The organism is Afipia sp. P52-10 (assembly GCF_000516555.1).
Taxonomy (GTDB): domain Bacteria; phylum Pseudomonadota; class Alphaproteobacteria; order Rhizobiales; family Xanthobacteraceae; genus P52-10.
In genome coordinates this window covers 2,812,268-2,829,348 of sequence record NZ_AZSJ01000003.1, presented here as the reverse complement: position 1 = coordinate 2,829,348, position 17,081 = coordinate 2,812,268, and the positions used below count along the sequence as shown (strand labels likewise).

Annotated in this window: 21 protein-coding genes and 1 riboswitch; of the genes, 12 read left to right on the top strand and 9 right to left on the bottom strand. The window is 62.8% G+C overall.

The window, feature by feature from the left end; genetic code table 11:
- Window positions 1-423: 423 nt before the first annotated feature.
- Complete coding sequence (locus tag X566_RS14580; protein ID WP_034467415.1) at window positions 424-1,647, bottom strand: extensin family protein; 1,224 nt, start codon at window positions 1,645-1,647, stop codon at window positions 424-426.
- A 558-nt stretch (window positions 1,648-2,205) separates the two neighbouring features.
- Here X566_RS14580 and X566_RS14575 point away from each other — a divergent pair.
- From X566_RS14575 to X566_RS14530, 10 genes are all read left to right on the top strand, one after another.
- A complete protein-coding gene (locus tag X566_RS14575) occupies window positions 2,206-2,883 on the top strand; it encodes a L,D-transpeptidase (RefSeq protein WP_034467411.1) in 678 nt (225 codons plus the stop codon).
- A 126-nt stretch (window positions 2,884-3,009) separates the two neighbouring features.
- Window positions 3,010-4,575, top strand: a complete 1,566-nt coding sequence (locus X566_RS14570; RefSeq protein WP_034467408.1) for a DUF4403 family protein — start codon at window positions 3,010-3,012, stop codon at window positions 4,573-4,575.
- A gap of 238 nt (window positions 4,576-4,813) precedes the next feature.
- Entirely contained in the window at window positions 4,814-5,068 is a 255-nt protein-coding gene (locus X566_RS14565) for a PilZ domain-containing protein (RefSeq protein ID WP_034467405.1), read from the top strand.
- Between the two features lie 218 nt (window positions 5,069-5,286).
- Window positions 5,287-5,781, top strand: coding sequence for a lytic transglycosylase domain-containing protein (locus X566_RS14560; RefSeq protein WP_034467403.1), 495 nt, complete (start codon window positions 5,287-5,289; stop codon window positions 5,779-5,781).
- Window positions 5,782-5,808: 27 nt separating this feature from the next.
- A riboswitch (TPP riboswitch) is annotated at window positions 5,809-5,945 on the top strand.
- On the top strand, window positions 5,934-6,950 hold the full coding sequence (locus X566_RS14555) for an FAD-dependent oxidoreductase (RefSeq protein ID WP_034467400.1): 1,017 nt from the start codon (window positions 5,934-5,936) through the stop codon (window positions 6,948-6,950). It overlaps the preceding riboswitch by 12 nt.
- Entirely contained in the window at window positions 6,941-7,138 is a 198-nt protein-coding gene (gene thiS, locus X566_RS14550) for a sulfur carrier protein ThiS (protein ID WP_034467397.1), read from the top strand. Before X566_RS14555 ends, thiS begins: the two co-directional genes overlap by 10 nt.
- A 3-nt stretch (window positions 7,139-7,141) precedes the next feature.
- The gene (locus X566_RS14545; protein ID WP_034467395.1) at window positions 7,142-7,924 is read left to right on the top strand and encodes a thiazole synthase; all 783 of its coding nucleotides are present in this window, start codon (window positions 7,142-7,144) and stop codon (window positions 7,922-7,924) included.
- Window positions 7,911-8,519: a thiamine phosphate synthase gene (locus X566_RS14540; RefSeq protein ID WP_034467393.1), complete on the top strand. Its 609-nt coding sequence runs from the start codon at window positions 7,911-7,913 to the stop codon at window positions 8,517-8,519. Before X566_RS14545 ends, X566_RS14540 begins: the two co-directional genes overlap by 14 nt.
- 81 nt (window positions 8,520-8,600) lie before the next feature.
- Window positions 8,601-10,502, top strand: coding sequence for a phosphomethylpyrimidine synthase ThiC (gene thiC, locus X566_RS14535; RefSeq protein WP_034467390.1), 1,902 nt, complete (start codon window positions 8,601-8,603; stop codon window positions 10,500-10,502).
- A gap of 27 nt (window positions 10,503-10,529) precedes the next feature.
- Window positions 10,530-10,946, top strand: coding sequence for a DUF4180 domain-containing protein (locus X566_RS14530; RefSeq protein ID WP_244434756.1), 417 nt, complete (start codon window positions 10,530-10,532; stop codon window positions 10,944-10,946).
- A 25-nt stretch (window positions 10,947-10,971) separates the two neighbouring features.
- Here the strand turns inward: X566_RS14530 and X566_RS14525 are convergent, their stop codons facing one another.
- A complete protein-coding gene (locus tag X566_RS14525) occupies window positions 10,972-11,406 on the bottom strand; it encodes a SecDF P1 head subdomain-containing protein (RefSeq protein ID WP_152539878.1) in 435 nt (144 codons plus the stop codon).
- A gap of 214 nt (window positions 11,407-11,620) precedes the next feature.
- Here X566_RS14525 and X566_RS14520 point away from each other — a divergent pair, with 214 nt between their 5' ends.
- A complete protein-coding gene (locus X566_RS14520; RefSeq protein ID WP_034468786.1) occupies window positions 11,621-12,715 on the top strand; it encodes an LLM class flavin-dependent oxidoreductase in 1,095 nt (364 codons plus the stop codon).
- 22 nt (window positions 12,716-12,737) lie between these two features.
- Here X566_RS14520 and X566_RS14515 read toward each other — a convergent pair whose 3' ends face one another.
- The 7 genes from X566_RS14515 to X566_RS14490 all read right to left on the bottom strand — a co-directional run bounded on the left by X566_RS14515 (window position 12,738) and on the right by X566_RS14490 (window position 16,416).
- On the bottom strand, window positions 12,738-13,004 hold the full coding sequence (locus tag X566_RS14515; protein WP_034467381.1) for a DUF2277 domain-containing protein: 267 nt from the start codon (window positions 13,002-13,004) through the stop codon (window positions 12,738-12,740).
- 47 nt (window positions 13,005-13,051) lie between these two features.
- Window positions 13,052-13,207, bottom strand: coding sequence for a hypothetical protein (locus X566_RS25020; protein WP_160170477.1), 156 nt, complete (start codon window positions 13,205-13,207; stop codon window positions 13,052-13,054).
- Between the two features lie 70 nt (window positions 13,208-13,277).
- Window positions 13,278-13,463, bottom strand: coding sequence for a hypothetical protein (locus X566_RS24735; protein ID WP_152539877.1), 186 nt, complete (start codon window positions 13,461-13,463; stop codon window positions 13,278-13,280).
- A gap of 704 nt (window positions 13,464-14,167) precedes the next feature.
- Complete coding sequence (locus tag X566_RS14505; RefSeq protein ID WP_152539923.1) at window positions 14,168-14,932, bottom strand: enoyl-CoA hydratase; 765 nt, start codon at window positions 14,930-14,932, stop codon at window positions 14,168-14,170.
- Between the two features lie 179 nt (window positions 14,933-15,111).
- Window positions 15,112-15,303: a hypothetical protein gene (locus X566_RS14500; RefSeq protein WP_034467373.1), complete on the bottom strand. Its 192-nt coding sequence runs from the start codon at window positions 15,301-15,303 to the stop codon at window positions 15,112-15,114.
- Between the two features lie 132 nt (window positions 15,304-15,435).
- Window positions 15,436-15,843 (bottom strand): VOC family protein, encoded by a 408-nt coding sequence (locus tag X566_RS14495; protein WP_034467370.1) that lies wholly within the window; start codon window positions 15,841-15,843, stop codon window positions 15,436-15,438.
- Between the two features lie 117 nt (window positions 15,844-15,960).
- The gene (locus X566_RS14490; RefSeq protein ID WP_051444115.1) at window positions 15,961-16,416 is read right to left on the bottom strand and encodes a hypothetical protein; all 456 of its coding nucleotides are present in this window, start codon (window positions 16,414-16,416) and stop codon (window positions 15,961-15,963) included.
- Between the two features lie 126 nt (window positions 16,417-16,542).
- On the opposite strand from X566_RS14490, the gene X566_RS14485 reads away from it, so the two are divergent.
- Entirely contained in the window at window positions 16,543-17,007 is a 465-nt protein-coding gene (locus X566_RS14485) for a hypothetical protein (RefSeq protein ID WP_051444114.1), read from the top strand.
- Window positions 17,008-17,081 lie beyond the last annotated feature (74 nt).

Below are 17,081 nucleotides of genomic sequence, written 5' to 3'. Positions count from 1 at the left end.
AAACCCGACCGGTACGAACCAAAAAGCTCGGCAGAAACCTAAGCGGCCGAGAAGCTATCCAATCCGAAGACTGGACGCGCGGGAGCGACAAGCAAATACATCGAAATCATGCATGTCCTCCTGAGGTTCGATCTGGAATGGTGATGTCATACCCGCAAAGGGCCGATTTGGCAACACGGACGCAACGTCAACACACCCACGAGTCCGAAGTGATGCACGCGCGCATCAAACCGGCTCGCCGGCGGCGGCGGCGCGATTGAAAATTTCTGAAAAGCTGTTGCGTGCTTGCGCAATCGTGCGCGCGGCAAGCCGCCGCGAGCCGGAGCGGCAATCTCATTTACGACCTACCGAATCGCGCCGGCAGAAAGCCGCGGTGCCGCCACGATCCCTGTTGAAGCCGTGACGAACGGACAACGCGGAACGTTAGCGGCCGTTGTCCTTGATGTTGGACTCATCCTCCACCCAATCATCGTCGTTAGTCGCCCGATTGGAGAGAACCCGCCGCTTGCTGCCGATCGAACCGGTCACCCCCGGATCACGACCGGCGTAGCGACCGCCAGACGCACGCGCGGCGATCATTTCGCCTGAGACCGCAGCGGGCTGACAGATCACGCGTCCGGAGGAGCGGCGCATCAGATCGACGTGGATATGGTCGTAATGATAGACGTTGGAACCTGGCGCCAGAACCGTCGTGAACATCCGGCACGCTCCTCCCTGCACGTCGCGCAGAAATCCTTGCTCCTCCGGCAGACCGCGCCAGCCATCCTTCACCGAGATGCGACGGCCGTCGGCCAACGTGAACGCTGCGATGTCCAGCGCGTTGCCAAACGCGTGCTCGGAAATCCGCGCGTTCGGATTACCGTTCATGCCGCGGCAGGAGTAGGCGGAGATCTGCTTGATCTCGCTCACCGGTTGATTGAACCAGCGGATCGCCGCTGGTTGCACCGTCTCGTTAATCCAGCGGTCGAGCGCCGAAACCAACGGACATGCCAGCGTCGCCGCCGGCTTCACGCCGACTGGGCCGATCGAGGCAGTCTGGTCGCCGCGCGAGGGACCAAGCCGGGGCAGCGGCCGCTCGGACGGATATTCCCGCTGCAAGCCGACGGGACCGCCGTAATTCGGGGTGCCGAGGCGCGGTGATGTCTCATAGAGTTGGCCCGCGTTCTGGGCAGGGCCGTCCGCACCATAGCCCGGCGGAGGAGCGCCTCCCGGTCCATCGTTGCCGTTCGGCGGCGCAGCCCCAGGCGCATGCAGCGACATCGGCCCCGGCTGCGCCGGCGGATAAGACTGGGCCGGATACGACTGCGGCGGCTGCGAGGAATATTGCGGGTTGATCGGCCAGCGCGGCTGGTTCGCATTCGGGATGCCACCTGGCGGACGCAGGTCCGCTGAATATCCGATGGCGCTCAGCGTGTCGCCGAGCGAAGCCACCTTCAGCGGGTACTCTGCGCCGCAGGAGCCAGGACCCGAGATCGGCGAAATGCGCACGACCGTCGCGCTCTCCTTCACGGTTCCCGATTTCAGACAGGCAGCTTCCGCCTCGGCGCGCCACGCTTCCCGCTCCACGGTGAAGAAACCGCGGCCACAGCCTGCAAGCGATACGAGGACGAGCGAGCCGACGAGATACAAACAAACTCTGCGCGTCATGCGCGCAGTCTTGCTCAATATATTTAATGAGCAGTCAATGCATTGTTTTCACTCATTTTTTACCATGTTTTCCCGCCCGGGAACGAAAGACGGGTGCAGGCGTTGTGGTCAGGACGGGAAGCGGCCTGCGCCGTCCCGTCGTCCGGCTTTTTAGGACAAACAACAAGGTCCTGCCGGTACGAGAAGACCCGAGGAGCGTAACGTCGAAGCAGGGAGCCATCCCATGAATTTCGTCGGCAAACTCAACGTCATTGCTGCGTACGCGGCATTCGCATTCGTCTGCGCCATTGTGCTGGGTATGATCTGAGCTGGAGCATGACCTGACACGGCGCGCCGCCGCACGATAGGTCGATCGCATTTTGAAATCCGGGATGCGCCAAACTGGTGCCGGCCCGGATTTTTTATTTTCTACTTCGTCGAATGGGCTTCGCGAAACACTGCGACACGTCGGCGAAACCATTTTTTGCGGCTCACGAAGATATGGCGAAACCGTGACCGGGTACTGAGCGTTGCAACAACATGCCGCAACGGCAGGTGCATTCAAACAGGGGCACGGTCATGCTTACCCTTCGCAGCCTTCCCGTACGCAGTGCCAAAACCAGCGCAGCCGCTCTCTTCGCTTTCGGAATCGCCCTCGCGCTCGGCTCCGCGCCGACGCACGCGGCGCCGCTGCAAACCCTTCCCTTCTTCACGCCACCCGTTCAGGGAGAGGCGCCGCAGATCGAAGACGACAGCGGGACGAGCGAACTCGCCGCGCGCTTCAGGCGGCAGATCGTTGCCTACAGCGGCGCCGAGGCGCCGGGCACCGTGATCATCGACACCCCGAACACCTATCTCTACTATGTGCTCGGCGGCGGGCGTGCGGTCCGCTACGGCATCGGTGTCGGCCGCGAAGGTTTCACCTGGTCCGGCGTCCAGACGATCTCACGCAAGGCCGAATGGCCCGACTGGACTCCACCGCCGGAGATGGTCGCGCGTCAGCCTTATCTGCCGCGCTTCGTGGCCGGCGGCCCCGGCAATCCGCTCGGCGCCCGCGCGATGTATCTCGGCGGCACCATGTATCGCATTCACGGCACCAACGATCCTTCGACGATCGGCCGGCGGGTTTCGTCTGGCTGCATTCGCATGACCAATGACGACGTGGCTGATCTTTACGCACGCGTCGGCATCGGCACGAAGGTCGTCGTCAAGCCGATGGACCGGCGCGCCGACACTCGACTCGGCAAGCGCAGCTAGTAGCGCCACGCCCATGAGAAGCAAAGCGCCGGAACTAAGGCTTCCGGCGCTTTGCCACGCGGCTGGTCTCGCTTCCGGAACGCCTGTAGACTCCGCCGCTGAATCAGCGAAGGCGGTACACCGGGGATGCGTCTGCGAACAATCGTGCTTGCGATAGCGAGCCTCATCATTTCCTTCTTTGCCAGCTTGTGGATCATGGACTGGTTCTCACCGCGCAGCTCGGCGTCCGGTAGCGGGCCGAAGCCAGCACTGACCGAACTGCCGCCATTGCCTCCGCCGACGCGGGTATCCACGGTGCTCGCTCCGGTGACGATCACGCTCGCATCGATCCGCGATGCGGTCGATCGCGCGGCCCCGCGCAACTTCAACGGGCGCGCCGACAATCCGGCGCCGCAATTGATCCAGAACGCCGACATCAACTGGGCGGCTGCGCGCGGAACCATCACCGCAACCGGCAATAACAACACGATCTCGCTTGCGACCGCCGTTAACGGCACCGTCAATGCGAAGGGCTCGCTGTCGCAGGAGGCCGGCGGCGCGATCAGCGGCTTGGTCGGACAACTGCTCGGCGGCAAGGCAGCCGAGCAGGTCGGACGCATCTCGATCAAGCAGCTCAACGCCAATGCCGACATCCGCGGCAACGTCGCAGTGCAGGCCCATCCGCAATTGGCCAGCAACTGGCGGATCGATCCCAACCTCTCCGCGCAGGTGAACCTCGCCGACACCAACCTCAACGTGTCCGGCATCCGGCTCGGCGTCAACGACCAGCTTCGCCCGCTGATGAACAAGATGGTGGACGAGCAGCTTGGCGCTCTGCGCGAACGCGCCAAGAACGACACGACGCTGGAGCAATCCGCGCGGCGCGAATGGGTGAAGATGTGCCGCTCGATTCCGTTGCCCGCAGCGGCGCCAGGCCTGCCGCCTTTGTATCTCGAGATGAAGCCGACCAAGGCCATTGCCGCTCAACCGAGGATCGACGCGACCAACGTCACGCTGATGCTCGGCATCGAAGCACAGACCGCCGTGACCACGTCTCAGACCAAGCCGGACTGCCCCTTCCCGGCCGTGCTGCAGATCGTTCCGCCAGCGGACAAGAGCGTGGTCAAGGTCGGCGTGCCGCTCGATCTGCCGTTTACCGAGGTGAACAAGATCATCGACGCGCAGCTGCGAGGACGCACGTTCCCCGAAGACGGCAGCGGGCCTGTGGCCGTGACGGTCAAGAGCGCCACCGTCGCACCGTCCGGTGAACGGCTGCTGATCTCGCTGGTGGTTGCCGGCACAGAGAAGAAGAGCTGGTTCGGATTCGGCGCCGACGCCACTGTGCATGTGTGGGGCAAACCAGTGCTCGATCAGGCCAACCAGACGCTCAAGCTCACCAATATCGAGCTTGCGGTGGAATCGGAGGCCGCGTTCGGCCTGCTGGGCGCCGCCGCGCGCCAGGCCGTGCCTTACATGGAAAAGGCGCTGGAGGACCGCGCGACGATCGACCTGAAGCCATTCGCAACCGAGGCCCGCGAGAAGATCGCCGATGCGATGGCCGACCTGCGCAAGAACGAGCAAGGCGTCAGGGTGGATGCCGCGATCTCCGCGGTCCGGCTCGCCGAGATCGCCTATGATTCCAAAACTCTGCGCGTGATCGCCGAAGCCGATGGTGCGATCAACGTCGCGGTGACACAGCTTCCCGGCCTTTAGCGATTCTGACGGGTTCAGAACCGGAAGCATTGTAACGATGCAGATGTTGGAATCGGATTGGCGAACTCCTCCGTGAGGCGGCCCACCCCACAGCCGCAACGTGCACCGCAACCAGCCCCGCACGCGTTCACCATTTGCAGCATCTCGATTTGCAACGATCGGCGAAACGCTTATTTGAAGCGGCGCGCAACGCAGCCGCAAGCTGTGCGCATTTGCGTCAAAACGTTCAGAACGGCCCATGTTATTCGGCAAGAAGAAGCGGGACTCCCGAAAATCGATGCAAAGACCTGCGTGGGTAGTCCTCGATGGCAGTTTCGCCTCCCGCCCCTGCATCGTGCTCGACCTATCGGAGACCGGCGCAAAGCTTCAGGTCGAAGATCTTGCGCCGGCGCACACGACGTTGCGGCTCACATTTTCCCGCGACGTGCGAAGCGGACGGCTCTGCGAAGTCGCCTGGCGTAGGGGCAAGACGGTGGGCGTGAGGTTCATCTGAGCGCCCAATTCAGAGCATCGAGCGCCGTCAGAAGGCGATGGGAACCGTCCGTCGCGCCACATTCGGTCGCGCATTCCGGCGATATCGTGTCGGCAATGTGATTTCTGTCGCTTCTGAGCCCGGCTCATGACGATGGTGTGTTTGCGTACGCCCGGGTCCGTGCTAACCGCTCCAGCACGGGTCGGTCGCTTCACAGCACAATTGGGGACTTCGGAATCATGAAAGCCGCTCTGCTCGTGGCGACGCTTGCCGCCACCACGATCGCGTCGTCCGCCTTCGCTCAATCCTCGGGCACCCCCTACAGCGCCATCATCGAGAGTCATGCCGCGGCAAATGGCGTGCCGACGGAACTGGTGCATCGCGTCATCATGCGCGAGAGCCGCTACAATGCCGGCGCAATGGGCCGCGGCGGCGCCATCGGTCTGATGCAGATCAAGCTCGCAACCGCGCGCGGCCTCGGCTACACCGGAAGCGCAGCCGGCCTGCGCGATCCCGAAACCAATCTCACCTATGGTATCCGCTATCTCGCCGGCGCATATCGTGCAGCAAACGGCCATCATGGTCGCGCAGTCGGCTACTATGCGAGCGGCTACTACTATGTCGCCAAGCGCCAGCGGATGCGTGCTGCAAATGCCTATGCGGACGCTGCGCCGCAACCCGGCGAGCCGCTCTCGCTGATTCCGGCCTCGTCGCAGAGCAAGCGCCGCCGTTGACGTTCGCTTCTTTAGGCCTATTATAAGCACTGTTCCGAGGGGGGCTCCGGCAGGAGCTGAGATTCCACATCGGTTCGCTGATCGAGACGATCGCGAGATCACCGTGGTGACCCTTCGAACCTGATCCGGGTTATGCCGGCGAAGGGACGGGAATGTTGCAAAACGCGGTGTCAAAGCGCCAATCGGCGCAAATCAGCATTATCGGTGCAGGTGTCGCTGGCTCATGGCAGGCGCTTGCCTTGGCGCGCGCGGGCTTTAGCGTCGCGCTGTACGACCGCGACGACCGCTCTTTAAAGACATCGACGGGCTACTGGGCCGGCGGAATGCTGGCGCCCTACTGCGAGAGCGAGGAGGCCGAACCCGTCATCACCCGGCTCGGCGCCCATTCGCTCGATCTCTGGCGCCGCGAGTTTCCCGACATCCCGCTGAGCGGAACGCTCGTGGTCGCCCATCGTCGTGACCGCACGGACTTCGAGCGTTTCGCTCAGCGCACCACGGGGCACGCGCAAGTGGACCGCGAGGCCATCACCGACCTCGAGCCGTCGCTTGCGGGCCTGTTCGACCGGGCGCTGTTCTTCGCCGAAGAAAGTCATGTCGAGCCGCGCAAGGTGTTGCCGCAGTTGCACCAGCGGCTGACCGACGCAGGCGTTGCGATCCACTACGGCAGCGCGCGCAACCTCACCGTCACCGACGGCCTGACGATCGATTGCCGGGGCATCGCCGCGCGCGACACGCTCGGCGATCTTCGCGCGGTGAAGGGCGAGATGATCGTCGTCGAGACGGCGGAAGTCGTGCTCAACCGCCCCGTCCGCCTGATCCATCCACGTTGGCCGCTCTACATCGTGCCGCGGCAGGACAACCGCTTCATGATCGGCGCAACGACGATCGAATCCGACGACGACGGCGTGAGCGTGCGCTCGGCGCTCGAACTGCTCAGTGCGGCCTATGCAGTGCATCCCGCCTTCGCCGAGGCGCGGATCGTCGAGATCGGTGCCGGCCTGCGCCCCGCTTTCCCCGACAACCTGCCGCGCATCCGGATCGACGGCGAACGGATCGTGGTGAACGGACTTTATCGACACGGTTTCCTGCTTGCGCCCGCGCTCGCCGAACTGACGGCGACCTATCTGCAGCACGGCGCGATCGACAACGAGGTGATGCAATGCGCGTAATCGTCAACGGCGAACAAAAAGACATCTCCGCGACCCATGTCGCGGCCCTGCTCGGCGAGCTCGACTACGAGGGCACGCATTTCGCCATCGCGGTGAACCACGACGTGGTGCCGCGCGCCCGTTGGGCCGACACCACGCTGGCCGAAGGCGACGCGATCGAGATTCTCACGCCCCGACAAGGAGGCTGATGCATGGTCACTTTCTATGGCGAACAGTTCTCCTCGCGGCTGTTGATCGGCACGGCGCTCTATCCGTCGCCGGCGATCATGCAGCAGGCGATCCGAGCCTCCGGCGCAAGTCTCGTCACCGTATCGGTGCGGCGCGAATCGGCAGGCGGCAAGACCGGCGATGCATTCTGGTCCTTGATCCGCGAGCTTGGCGTCGCCGTCCTGCCGAACACCGCAGGCTGCCATAGCGTGCGCGAAGCGGTCACGACCGCGAAGCTCGCCCGCGAGCTGTTCGGCACCGCCCGCATCAAGCTGGAAGTGATCGCCGATCAAGAGACGCTGCAGCCGGATGTCGTGGGACTCGTCGAAGCCGCCTCCATCCTGATCAAGGATGGTTTCGAGGTCTATCCTTACTGCACGGAAGATCTCGGCGTCGCCATGCGGCTCGCCGACGCCGGCTGTCGCGTGATCATGCCCTGGGCTGCCCCGATCGGCAGCGCACGCGGGATCATCAATCGCGAGGCTCTGAGACTGTTGCGGCAGAGGCTGCCGGACGTAACGCTGGTGGTCGATGCCGGCCTCGGCGCTCCGTCGCATGCCGCCGAAGCGCTCGAGCTTGGTTACGATGCGGTGCTGCTCAATACTGCCGTCGCCAAAGCTGCCGATCCGGTGGCGATGGCCAACGCCTTCCGCCTCGCCGTCGAAGCCGGTCGCTCCGCGTTCGAAGCGGGGCTGATGGCGCCGCGCGATTTCGCCTCTCCGTCAACCCCGGTCATTGGAACACCGTTCTGGCATGCAGCATCCTGATCGCTTTTATCCCGTCGTCGACAGCATCGCCTGGGTCAAGCGCCTGACCGCGCTCGGCGTCGGCACCGTCCAACTGCGCGCGAAGGATCTCGATTATCCGCAGGCCGTCGCGCTGATGCGCGAAGCGCTTGCGATCACCGACGGCACCGGCACCCAGCTCGTCGTCAACGACTATTGGCAGGCGGCGATCGACGCGGGCGCCAAACACCTGCATCTCGGCCAGGAGGACCTGGCCCAGGCGGACGTGAAGGCGATCCGCCGCGCCAATCTCACGCTCGGCCTGTCCACCCACGACGACACGGAACTTGAAACCGCCCTCAAGCATGCGCCGGACTACATCGCGCTCGGACCGATCTTCCCGACCACGCTGAAGGTCATGCGCTTCGGACCGCAGGGCATTCCGCGCATCACCGAATGGAAGCGCCGGGTCGGCGAAATTCCGCTGGTCGCGATCGGCGGCATCAAGCTTGAGCAGGCCAAGGAGATTTTCGAGGCTGGCGCCGATTCCATCGCCGTCGTCAGCGACGTCACCCAGGCGAAGGACCCCGATGCGCGGGTCAACGCCTGGCTTCGCACCTTCAAACACGCGGCATGATTCTGAGAGGCGCGAGCCGCCTCCCGGGACAGACCGACTGGACCGAATAACAGCAAGACATCGGCGTCAACGGAGGACACCATGAACATCCATACCAAGCCGACCCGCCCGGAAATCACGACAGGACCGCTGCCCTCCTCGCGCAAGATCTACGTGACACCGGAGGCCGCGCCCGATCTCAAGGTGCCTCTGCGCGAGATCATGCTCAGCGAAGCAGCCGGCGAGCCAAACCTGCCGGTCTACGACACCTCCGGTCCGTACACCGACAACAATGTCGCGATCGATGTGAACAAGGGACTGCCGCGCACCCGCCAGCAATGGGTGCGCGAGCGCGGCGGCGTCGAGGAATACGAAGGCCGCACCATCAAGCCTGAAGACAACGGCAATGTCGGCGCCTCGCATGCGGCGACCGCTTTCGATGCCTATCACACGCCACTGCGCGGTCTCGACGGCCACAAGATCACCCAGCTCGAATGGGCGCGCGCGGGCGTCATCACCAAGGAGATGATCTACGTCGCCGAGCGCGAGAACCTCGGCCGCAAGAAGATGCTGGAACGCGCGGAGACAGCCCTCGCCGACGGCGAGAGCTTCGGCGCCAGCGTGCCGGCCTTTATCACGCCCGAATTCGTGCGCGACGAGATCGCCCGCGGCCGCGCCATCATCCCGAGCAACATCAACCACGCGGAGTTGGAGCCGATGATCATCGGCCGCAACTTCCTGGTGAAGATCAACGCCAACATCGGCAACTCCGCCGTCACCTCTTCGGTCGAGGAGGAGGTGGACAAGATGGTATGGGCGATCCGCTGGGGCGCCGACACGGTGATGGATCTCTCGACCGGCCGCAACATTCACACCACGCGCGAGTGGATCCTGCGCAACTCGCCGGTGCCGATCGGCACCGTGCCGATTTACCAGGCGCTGGAGAAATGCGACGGCGATCCGGTCAAGCTGACCTGGGAGCTGTACAAGGATACGCTGATCGAACAGTGCGAACAGGGCGTCGACTACTTCACCATCCATGCTGGCGTGCGCCTGCCCTACATCCATCTCACCGCCAACCGCGTCACCGGCATCGTCTCGCGCGGTGGCTCGATCATGGCCAAGTGGTGCCTTGCGCATCACAAGGAGAGCTTCCTCTACACGCACTTCGAAGAAATCTGCGATCTGATGCGCAAGTATGACGTATCGTTCTCGCTCGGCGACGGCCTCCGTCCAGGATCGATCGCTGACGCCAACGACCGCGCCCAGTTCGCCGAACTGGAAACGCTCGGCGAACTGACCCAGATCGCCTGGAAGAAGGGTTGCCAAGTCATGATCGAAGGCCCCGGCCATGTGCCGATGCACAAGATCAAGATCAACATGGACAAGCAGCTGAAGGAGTGTGGCGAAGCGCCGTTCTACACCCTCGGGCCGCTGACGACCGACATCGCGCCGGGCTACGACCACATCACCTCCGGCATTGGCGCGGCAATGATCGGCTGGTTCGGCTGCGCGATGCTCTGCTACGTGACACCGAAGGAGCACCTCGGCCTGCCGAACCGCGACGATGTCAAGGTCGGCGTGATCACCTACAAGATCGCGGCGCACGCGGCCGACCTCGCCAAGGGCCATCCGGCCGCGCAGCTGCGCGACGACGCGCTGTCCCGCGCCCGTTTCGAATTCCGCTGGCAGGACCAATTCAACCTGTCGCTCGACCCGGACACGGCGATGTCGTTCCACGACGAGACGCTGCCGAAGGAGGCGCACAAGGTCGCGCATTTCTGCTCGATGTGCGGACCGAAGTTCTGCTCGATGAAGATCACCCAGGACGTGCGCGACTACGCAGCGACCCTGAACGATCCGGACAAACGCGCGGTGGCGGGCATGTCGATCAGTGGAACGATCCAGGACGGCATGGCGCAGATGAGCGAGAAGTTCAAGGAGATGGGCGGCAACGTCTATCTCGACGCGCAGAAGGTGAAGGACAGCAACAAGGTGTTGTAAATTCGCCTTGTTTGATACTGAGAAGGGGTGCGCTGCTTCGACGGCGCGCCCCTTTCTTATGCGGAATCCATGCCGGACACTATTAGCGACATTCATGCACTGCGCGTTCTCGTCTGCGATCCAGCCGGCGAGATACTGGCGCGCGAGCAGGACGCCAATACCTTCATTGGCGCTGCATGGGAGCATCAGGCAGCACTGATCGCGATTCCCGTCACGCGCCTGACGGACGACTTCTTTCGTCTCTCCACGCGGCTGGCCGGCGAGGTGACGCAGAAGTTTGTCAACTACAACCTGCGGCTCGCCATTGTCGGCGACATCTCGCGTTGGCTTGCCGACAGCAAGGCGCTGTGCGACTTCGTCTATGAGGCGAACAACGGCCAAAGCATCTGGTTCGTCGCGGATTTTGCCGAGCTGGAACGACGCTTATCGCAACAGGCTGCGTGACGAGCGCGCCGCTGACGGTCGTTCTTCAGCACACCGCCTGCAGATAGGTGAAACTCCAGCCCTTGCGCAGTTGCCTGGCCAATGCCCGCGCATCAGCGACATGGCCGACGGCAATGCAGATGGCGGCTTCGTGGATGCACAACGGCTGCAACACATAGGGCCGTGAGACGCATTCGCCATCGACCACGATGTCGAGCGACTGCCCGACGATCGCGCGGGTCAACCGATAGACCTGCTCCTTGACGTGCTCCTTGAAGAAGATATCGACGCGCGGACTGAAGACGGCTTCGTCCACCTGCGCCTCTTCGTTGAAGACCGTCTTCGCGTCATGCGCCGTGATCTCCAGAATCGTGCGGACCGGGACGTCGACGCGCATGCACGGGTGAACCAGCGAAAAGGCGATCCGTCCGGTCTTGCTGCCGCCGTCGATCACTGTCAGCGCCGGTCTGCCGCTTGTCATGCATTCATCCTTATCCCGGCCCGCGCCGAGGACGGTCAACGCTGCGTGAGCCGCCGCCGTGTCAGGGCTACGAAGCTGCCCAATCCCTAACGCCAAGGCTCTCATGCCAACCGTGACGCTGGTCACGGAACAATGGACCGCCGTGGATTTGGCCGCAGCGGCGCGGCGCGATACTCTGCGCCGGAAACAAAAGAAGACGCAGCGAGGAAAGCCCATGCATCAGCGCGAACCGCGGCCGCTCGAATTCGGCTGGTACCTGCCCACCCATGGCGACACGACGGCCTATGGCCTCGCCGAGGCGCAGGTGCCGGGCTCGCCGGAGTTGTGCGAGCGCGTGGTCCAGGCCGCGGAAGAGGCCGGCTTCGAATACCTGCTGATCCCGGTCGGCTCGGTCTGCTGGGAGGCCTGGATCGCCGGCGCTTTCATGGCCGCGCGCTCCAAGAGCATCAAACCGCTGATCGCCGCCCGGCCCGGCTATATCAACCCGGTGCTGCTGGCGAAGATGATCTCCACCTTCGATCAGATGTCCGGCGGCCGCATCTGCATCAACCTGATCGCGGGCCAGAACGAGAGCGAGGTGGAGGCCGAAGGCGTTCGCCATGCCAAGGAGCAGCGCTACGCGCTGATGGACGAGGAGGTCTCGATCCTCAAAGCGCTGTGGACCACGCGGGGACCGGTGACCTATCACGGCCAGTTTCATAGCATCGCCGGCGCGCATATCCGCCCGCGGCCACTGCAGCAGCCGTTTCCGAAATTCTATCTCGGCGGCGGCTCGCGCCAGGCGTGGGAGCTATCCGCCAAGCACTCCGACGTGCATCTGTTCTGGGGCGACCTGCCCGAGCGGATCGCGGCCAACATCGCCGAAATCCGGCAGATGGCGCGGGCGCATGATCGCATGGATGCGATCGGCTTCGGCATGCGACTGCAGGTGATCTGCCGTGAGAACGAACATGATGCGTGGGAGGCAGCCGACGCGCTGGTGCGCAACGCCACCGAGCGTCAGAAGCAGGAGATGAAGATCCTCTACAACAACTCCGCGGCCAACCAGCGCGTGCAGCAACTCGCACGCGAACACGGCGACCTGCTGCTGCCGCACCTGTGGACCGGCATCACCAAGGTCCGCCCCGGTGCGGGCATCGCCGTCGTCGGCAATCCGGAACAATGCGCGGACACCCTGCAGCAGTTCATCGACGCGGGCTGCCATTCGTTTTGTCTGTCTGGCTACCTGCATGACGAGGAAGCCGAACGCTTCGGCCGCCTGATCCGCCCGATCCTCGCCGAACGCAACCGCGGGCGGTTCGCGGCGTGATCCCACGCGCCGGCGCAGGTTCTCAGCCGAACCGCGCCCGCGAACGCTCGCGCGCCTTCTCGGCCTCCACGGCCCGATCACGCGCCGGCGCGTGCGTGTGGAGCGAGGCGAGCAGCCGCCGCGCCGCCTCAGAAATCTCGGCGACTGCGCGATCGAAGGCCTCCGCATTCGCCTGCGACGGTTTGTTGAAGCCCGAGAGCTTGCGCACGAACTGCAGCGCCGACGCATGAATCTCCACATCGGTCGCCGGCGGTTCGAAATTGAACAGCGTCTTGATGTTCCGGCACATGCAATCTCCTTCCTAACTAAAAAGATCAGCCGTTCCCGACGGAGCGATCATTCACCATTTCCTGGTATGCTTCCAGCACAATTGAAGTCCCGGTATGGCTTTGGAATGAGATCGCGACGCATGTTGTCGATGATAACATCCGGACGAATGTACAGACCCATCGCAGGCCAGTCTTCGATGTGCTGCTCGATAACCACGACCACGACAATCTCCCATCCAGGAAAATCGCTCAGGATAGGCTGCAAACTGTGGACAATGGACGGGCGCATCAATTCAAGCTGATAGATGCGAGCCGCACTTGCTGATAGCCATTAAAATAAAATCATCCAGCACCCCATAATTACCGCTCCCAACGGTTCCTTCCCGGCCATAACAGCCCATGAATCGCGCGATTCTCGGCCAGAGCTTCTCAAAAACGGCAAAACACTGCTCGTAATATCTATCGAAATCGGCGATCATTTCTCTCACTCATTCCCTCTGGGTCCACGCCACATCCAATAGAGAATTCGCGTCGATAGATCTGAAGATTGAAGTTCCTAATACGAGGATCGGTCGAACGTCTCACCTCATCGACTAGCTCGCGTGCTTGGCTGGCGCTCATATCCTGGGGTCGCACACGACTGCGCTCTAGATAACGATCAACGAGCTCCCTGACAGCATTATTGTATAGATCGTGCGCAGCACTGTACGGTGCGTTCCGGCATACAAACGTCCCGTAACGCTCTTGTCAAAAACGTCCTTTGCACTTCTCGAAAAATCATACTTTAAATCATTGAACACCGAACGAGGCATAAAATGATGCCCTCCTCTAATAGTCGGTCGAAACAGCGGGAGGCCAGGGATATGGGTCCCAGCCCCACCCGACCATCTGCCGCTTATCCTCCCATTTCCCGCAAACCAGCGCGGTTGGTTCGCGCGAAAGCCTGCTTTCTCCTCTCACCACCGGTAGCGAGCGAGAGCGTACTTAAGATCGAGAACAGCAACATCGAACTTAATCTGAAGCAGAGCAGCTTTTGCCCGACTCACCTCCTGCCATATCGTCACATAAACATCCCTTCTCATCTAATAAGAATATATTCTTATGTAAATATTCCTATATACGACTCAAGAGAAAAGGCCCGGCACAAGTGCACAGGCCTTTGGCTCACATCCGTTCGTAAATGCTACCCCACCGCGCGGAAGTTTGGCTTGCGCTTCTCGGCGAACGCCTTGAACGCCTCGCCCGCCTCCTTCGACAGCAACCGCTCCTCGAACACGCCACGCTCGCGTTCAGCCGCAGCCTTCACAGCCTCCGGCTGCCGCATCAGCCGCTTGGTGGCGCAGAGCGAACCGAGCGGCTTGTCGGCGAGCGTTTTCGCAAGATTCAAGGCCGTTTCGCGCAGCTTGGCGCGCGGCACACAGACATGCGCCAGCCCCCACTCGACGCAACTCTTGGCCGGCACAGCTTCGCCCAAAGCGAACATCGCATAGGCGCGCGAATAGCCGATCCGCTGCGGGATCAGATAGCTGGACGAGGCCTCCGGCACCAGCGCCAGATTGACGAAGGGCGTGCGCAAGCTCGCCTCCTCCGCCATGCAGATCAAGTCGCAATGCATCAGCATGGTGGTGCCGATGCCGATCGCAGCCCCCTGCACGGCTACGACCACCGGCTTTTCCAACCGATCCAGAGCCGCAAGCAGGCGGGTCGAATTGCGCGGCCCGCGGGGCTTGCCGCCCTGATTGGCGGCAGCGAAATCACCGATATCGGCGCCCGCGCAGAAGACATCGCCTTCGGACTGCAGCAGCACGACACGAATGCCATCGTCCTTCTCCGCACGCTCGACCGCATCGGCAAGGCCACCATAGGCCTCCTGCGAGAGCGCGTTCTTCCGCTCCGGCCTGTTCAGCGTCACGGTCATCAGGCCGTCGGCGACATCAACCAAAACCATTTGCGACACGATCGTCTCCTCTGAATGTTATCAACTGCCGGCCAGGCGCGCACGAGCGAGTGCCGGAAGCCTGTTCGCGATGCGCACACTCAATCAGAGCGATCGATGATGCGACAGACCTCATACGGGCATGCGGGTTTGCGCCAAACGCCGATGTCGCAAGCGGCGCGACGGATGGATCACGGCCGATCGATATACCAGCGGCACCACTTGCCGTAGAGCCAGTACCAGAGAGCGCCGACAACCGCGCCGCAGAGGACCACGATCACAAGCGCAGCGAGATCCGAACGGCCGCCGACGAGCCACATCGGCACCATCCATAACGCGGCGAAAACAACTGCGGACAACTTCAGAAGCGTGTCGGTGCGCATAGGCCCTTTCGACCGCGCAATGCAAGCCTTGGCGGCAAGTCTTCAAAAGCGCAGTCTGGCGAGTGTCGCACCCAGCAAGCCTATCGACTGTGATCTTCCGCACAGCACCCTGCGCGTCACCGACAGGTGACTTCAGGTGTATTTCGCGTCGCGCTCCAGAAGCTCGATGGAAATGCCTTGCGGTCCCCGGATGAAAGCGATGCGAATGCCCGGACGCGGCGTCAACGGCCCGCGGGTGAACACGACGCCCTTGGCCTTCAACTGGTCAGCCACCTTGTCGAGATCGCGCACCGCAAGGCCGAAATGATCGAGTCCCTGGTGCGGCGTGGCCGGGGCCGGATGCACCGTCTCGTTCGTCGGAATCGAGGTCACCAGCACCTTCACGCCGGCAAGGATGAGTTCGGCGCGATCGGCCGTCACGCTGGTCCCAGTCACCGTCGCCGCGGCCAGCTTGTCTTGCAGCCAGCTGGCCGTCGCCGGCACGTCCGGCGACCGCAAGTGCACATGATCCCAGGTGAAGTGTGGGGTAGAGTCCGTCACGGCGCCCGCCTCCCTTTGTTGATTGAGACGAGCCTAGCGCGGAATGCGGAAGCGGCGAAACATCCATGCCGTCACGGCTGCACCCGCCCGGAGCGCGCCCACCGCCTTTGATCCGGCCTATGCGCTGGCGGCGAGCCCATGCAGCCACGCTTCGTTCGCGGGCAGATCGCGCGCCATGGTCCGAGCCTCGCGCAAAGCCTGCTGCGGCGGCATCACCTCGCCGGACTCGCCGTCGAACAGCACACCGTCAGTTGCTTTCGCGTAGGCTGCCGCCGCGGCGAACGCGCTAACGCCGTCACGGAAATCGCCGCTGAAGCCAAAGGCCAGCGCGTACTGCCAAGAGCGACCGAAATCGACGTCGGCCATGGCCTCGATCAAATCGCCCGCATTGCAATGGTCGCAGGTAAAGCCCGACGCCTTGCGCTCGAACGCCGCCGGCAGCAAGCCGCGCAGCTCCGCAAGGGAATGGCGGGCCTTGAGCTGTAGCGGAAAACTCTCAGCGGCGATCGCCCGCTGCCACTCCTCGATTGAGGACAGCTGACGATCGGAAAGAACGTAGATATCGGCCATCATGGTCAGCCCCTGCTTGTCATGGCAACGACAACACTGTAGAACAAATATAGAACATTGACAACAGACCATTCAGCGACGCTTCAGGCGCAAAGGCATTTGGTAGCGGTTCATCCACAGGGGGTTGTGATGTCGATCGAGATCGAAGCCGAAGAGGAGAGTGAAAGCGGCCCGTGCGAATGCTGCGGCCGGGTAAGCCGCAAGGTGTGGGGCATGGCCCGCCGTGACGGTAAGGAGCTTGCCGCGTTTTCAGTGTACTGGACGAAGGAGTACGTCGGCGAACAAGGCGCCGACTTCGATTTCATCTTCGGTCGCTTCGATGAGGACGCCACAGCCGAGGACCGCTCTGTCATCAGCCTGCTCTATCGCAACGATAGGGAAGCGCTCAGCTTCATTGTCGTCGATGGGGAAGACTCCAGCGTACCGACGTCATTGGCGGCCCATGCGCTCAAGCGCGAAGAGGTGATCGGTCATCCGATCGCCGCCGACGTGTTCGCGATCTGCTATGCGATCCTGCTGCAGGACCCGCGCGTTGCCGAGCTGAACAAGCCAAACGGGCAGCATTTCCGGACGGGCACAGTGTCTCTGCACTGACGTCGGCATCATCCAGAAACGACAATGCGCGCCATCAAGGCGCGCATTGATCCGGTGTTCGCTTCAAGAGCTTG

Excerpts from the sequence above, each read along its gene's own strand:
- X566_RS14580 (WP_034467415.1), bottom strand. The coding sequence starts at position 1,647 with ATGACGCGCAGAGTTTGTTTGTATCTCGTCGGCTCGCTCGTCCTCGTA.
- X566_RS14575 (WP_034467411.1), top strand. The coding sequence starts at position 2,206 with ATGCTTACCCTTCGCAGCCTTCCCGTACGCAGTGCCAAAACCAGCGCA.
- X566_RS14570 (WP_034467408.1), top strand. The coding sequence starts at position 3,010 with ATGCGTCTGCGAACAATCGTGCTTGCGATAGCGAGCCTCATCATTTCC.
- X566_RS14565 (WP_034467405.1), top strand. The coding sequence starts at position 4,814 with ATGTTATTCGGCAAGAAGAAGCGGGACTCCCGAAAATCGATGCAAAGA.
- X566_RS14560 (WP_034467403.1), top strand. The coding sequence starts at position 5,287 with ATGAAAGCCGCTCTGCTCGTGGCGACGCTTGCCGCCACCACGATCGCG.
- X566_RS14555 (WP_034467400.1), top strand. The coding sequence starts at position 5,934 with ATGTTGCAAAACGCGGTGTCAAAGCGCCAATCGGCGCAAATCAGCATT.
- thiS (WP_034467397.1), top strand. The coding sequence starts at position 6,941 with ATGCGCGTAATCGTCAACGGCGAACAAAAAGACATCTCCGCGACCCAT.
- X566_RS14545 (WP_034467395.1), top strand. The coding sequence starts at position 7,142 with ATGGTCACTTTCTATGGCGAACAGTTCTCCTCGCGGCTGTTGATCGGC.
- X566_RS14540 (WP_034467393.1), top strand. The coding sequence starts at position 7,911 with ATGCAGCATCCTGATCGCTTTTATCCCGTCGTCGACAGCATCGCCTGG.
- thiC (WP_034467390.1), top strand. The coding sequence starts at position 8,601 with ATGAACATCCATACCAAGCCGACCCGCCCGGAAATCACGACAGGACCG.
- X566_RS14525 (WP_152539878.1), bottom strand. The coding sequence starts at position 11,406 with ATGACAAGCGGCAGACCGGCGCTGACAGTGATCGACGGCGGCAGCAAG.
- X566_RS14520 (WP_034468786.1), top strand. The coding sequence starts at position 11,621 with ATGCATCAGCGCGAACCGCGGCCGCTCGAATTCGGCTGGTACCTGCCC.
- X566_RS14515 (WP_034467381.1), bottom strand. The coding sequence starts at position 13,004 with ATGTGCCGGAACATCAAGACGCTGTTCAATTTCGAACCGCCGGCGACC.
- X566_RS24735 (WP_152539877.1), bottom strand. The coding sequence starts at position 13,463 with ATGATCGCCGATTTCGATAGATATTACGAGCAGTGTTTTGCCGTTTTT.
- X566_RS14505 (WP_152539923.1), bottom strand. The coding sequence starts at position 14,932 with ATGGTTTTGGTTGATGTCGCCGACGGCCTGATGACCGTGACGCTGAAC.
- X566_RS14500 (WP_034467373.1), bottom strand. The coding sequence starts at position 15,303 with ATGCGCACCGACACGCTTCTGAAGTTGTCCGCAGTTGTTTTCGCCGCG.
- X566_RS14490 (WP_051444115.1), bottom strand. The coding sequence starts at position 16,416 with ATGATGGCCGATATCTACGTTCTTTCCGATCGTCAGCTGTCCTCAATC.
- X566_RS14485 (WP_051444114.1), top strand. The coding sequence starts at position 16,543 with ATGTCGATCGAGATCGAAGCCGAAGAGGAGAGTGAAAGCGGCCCGTGC.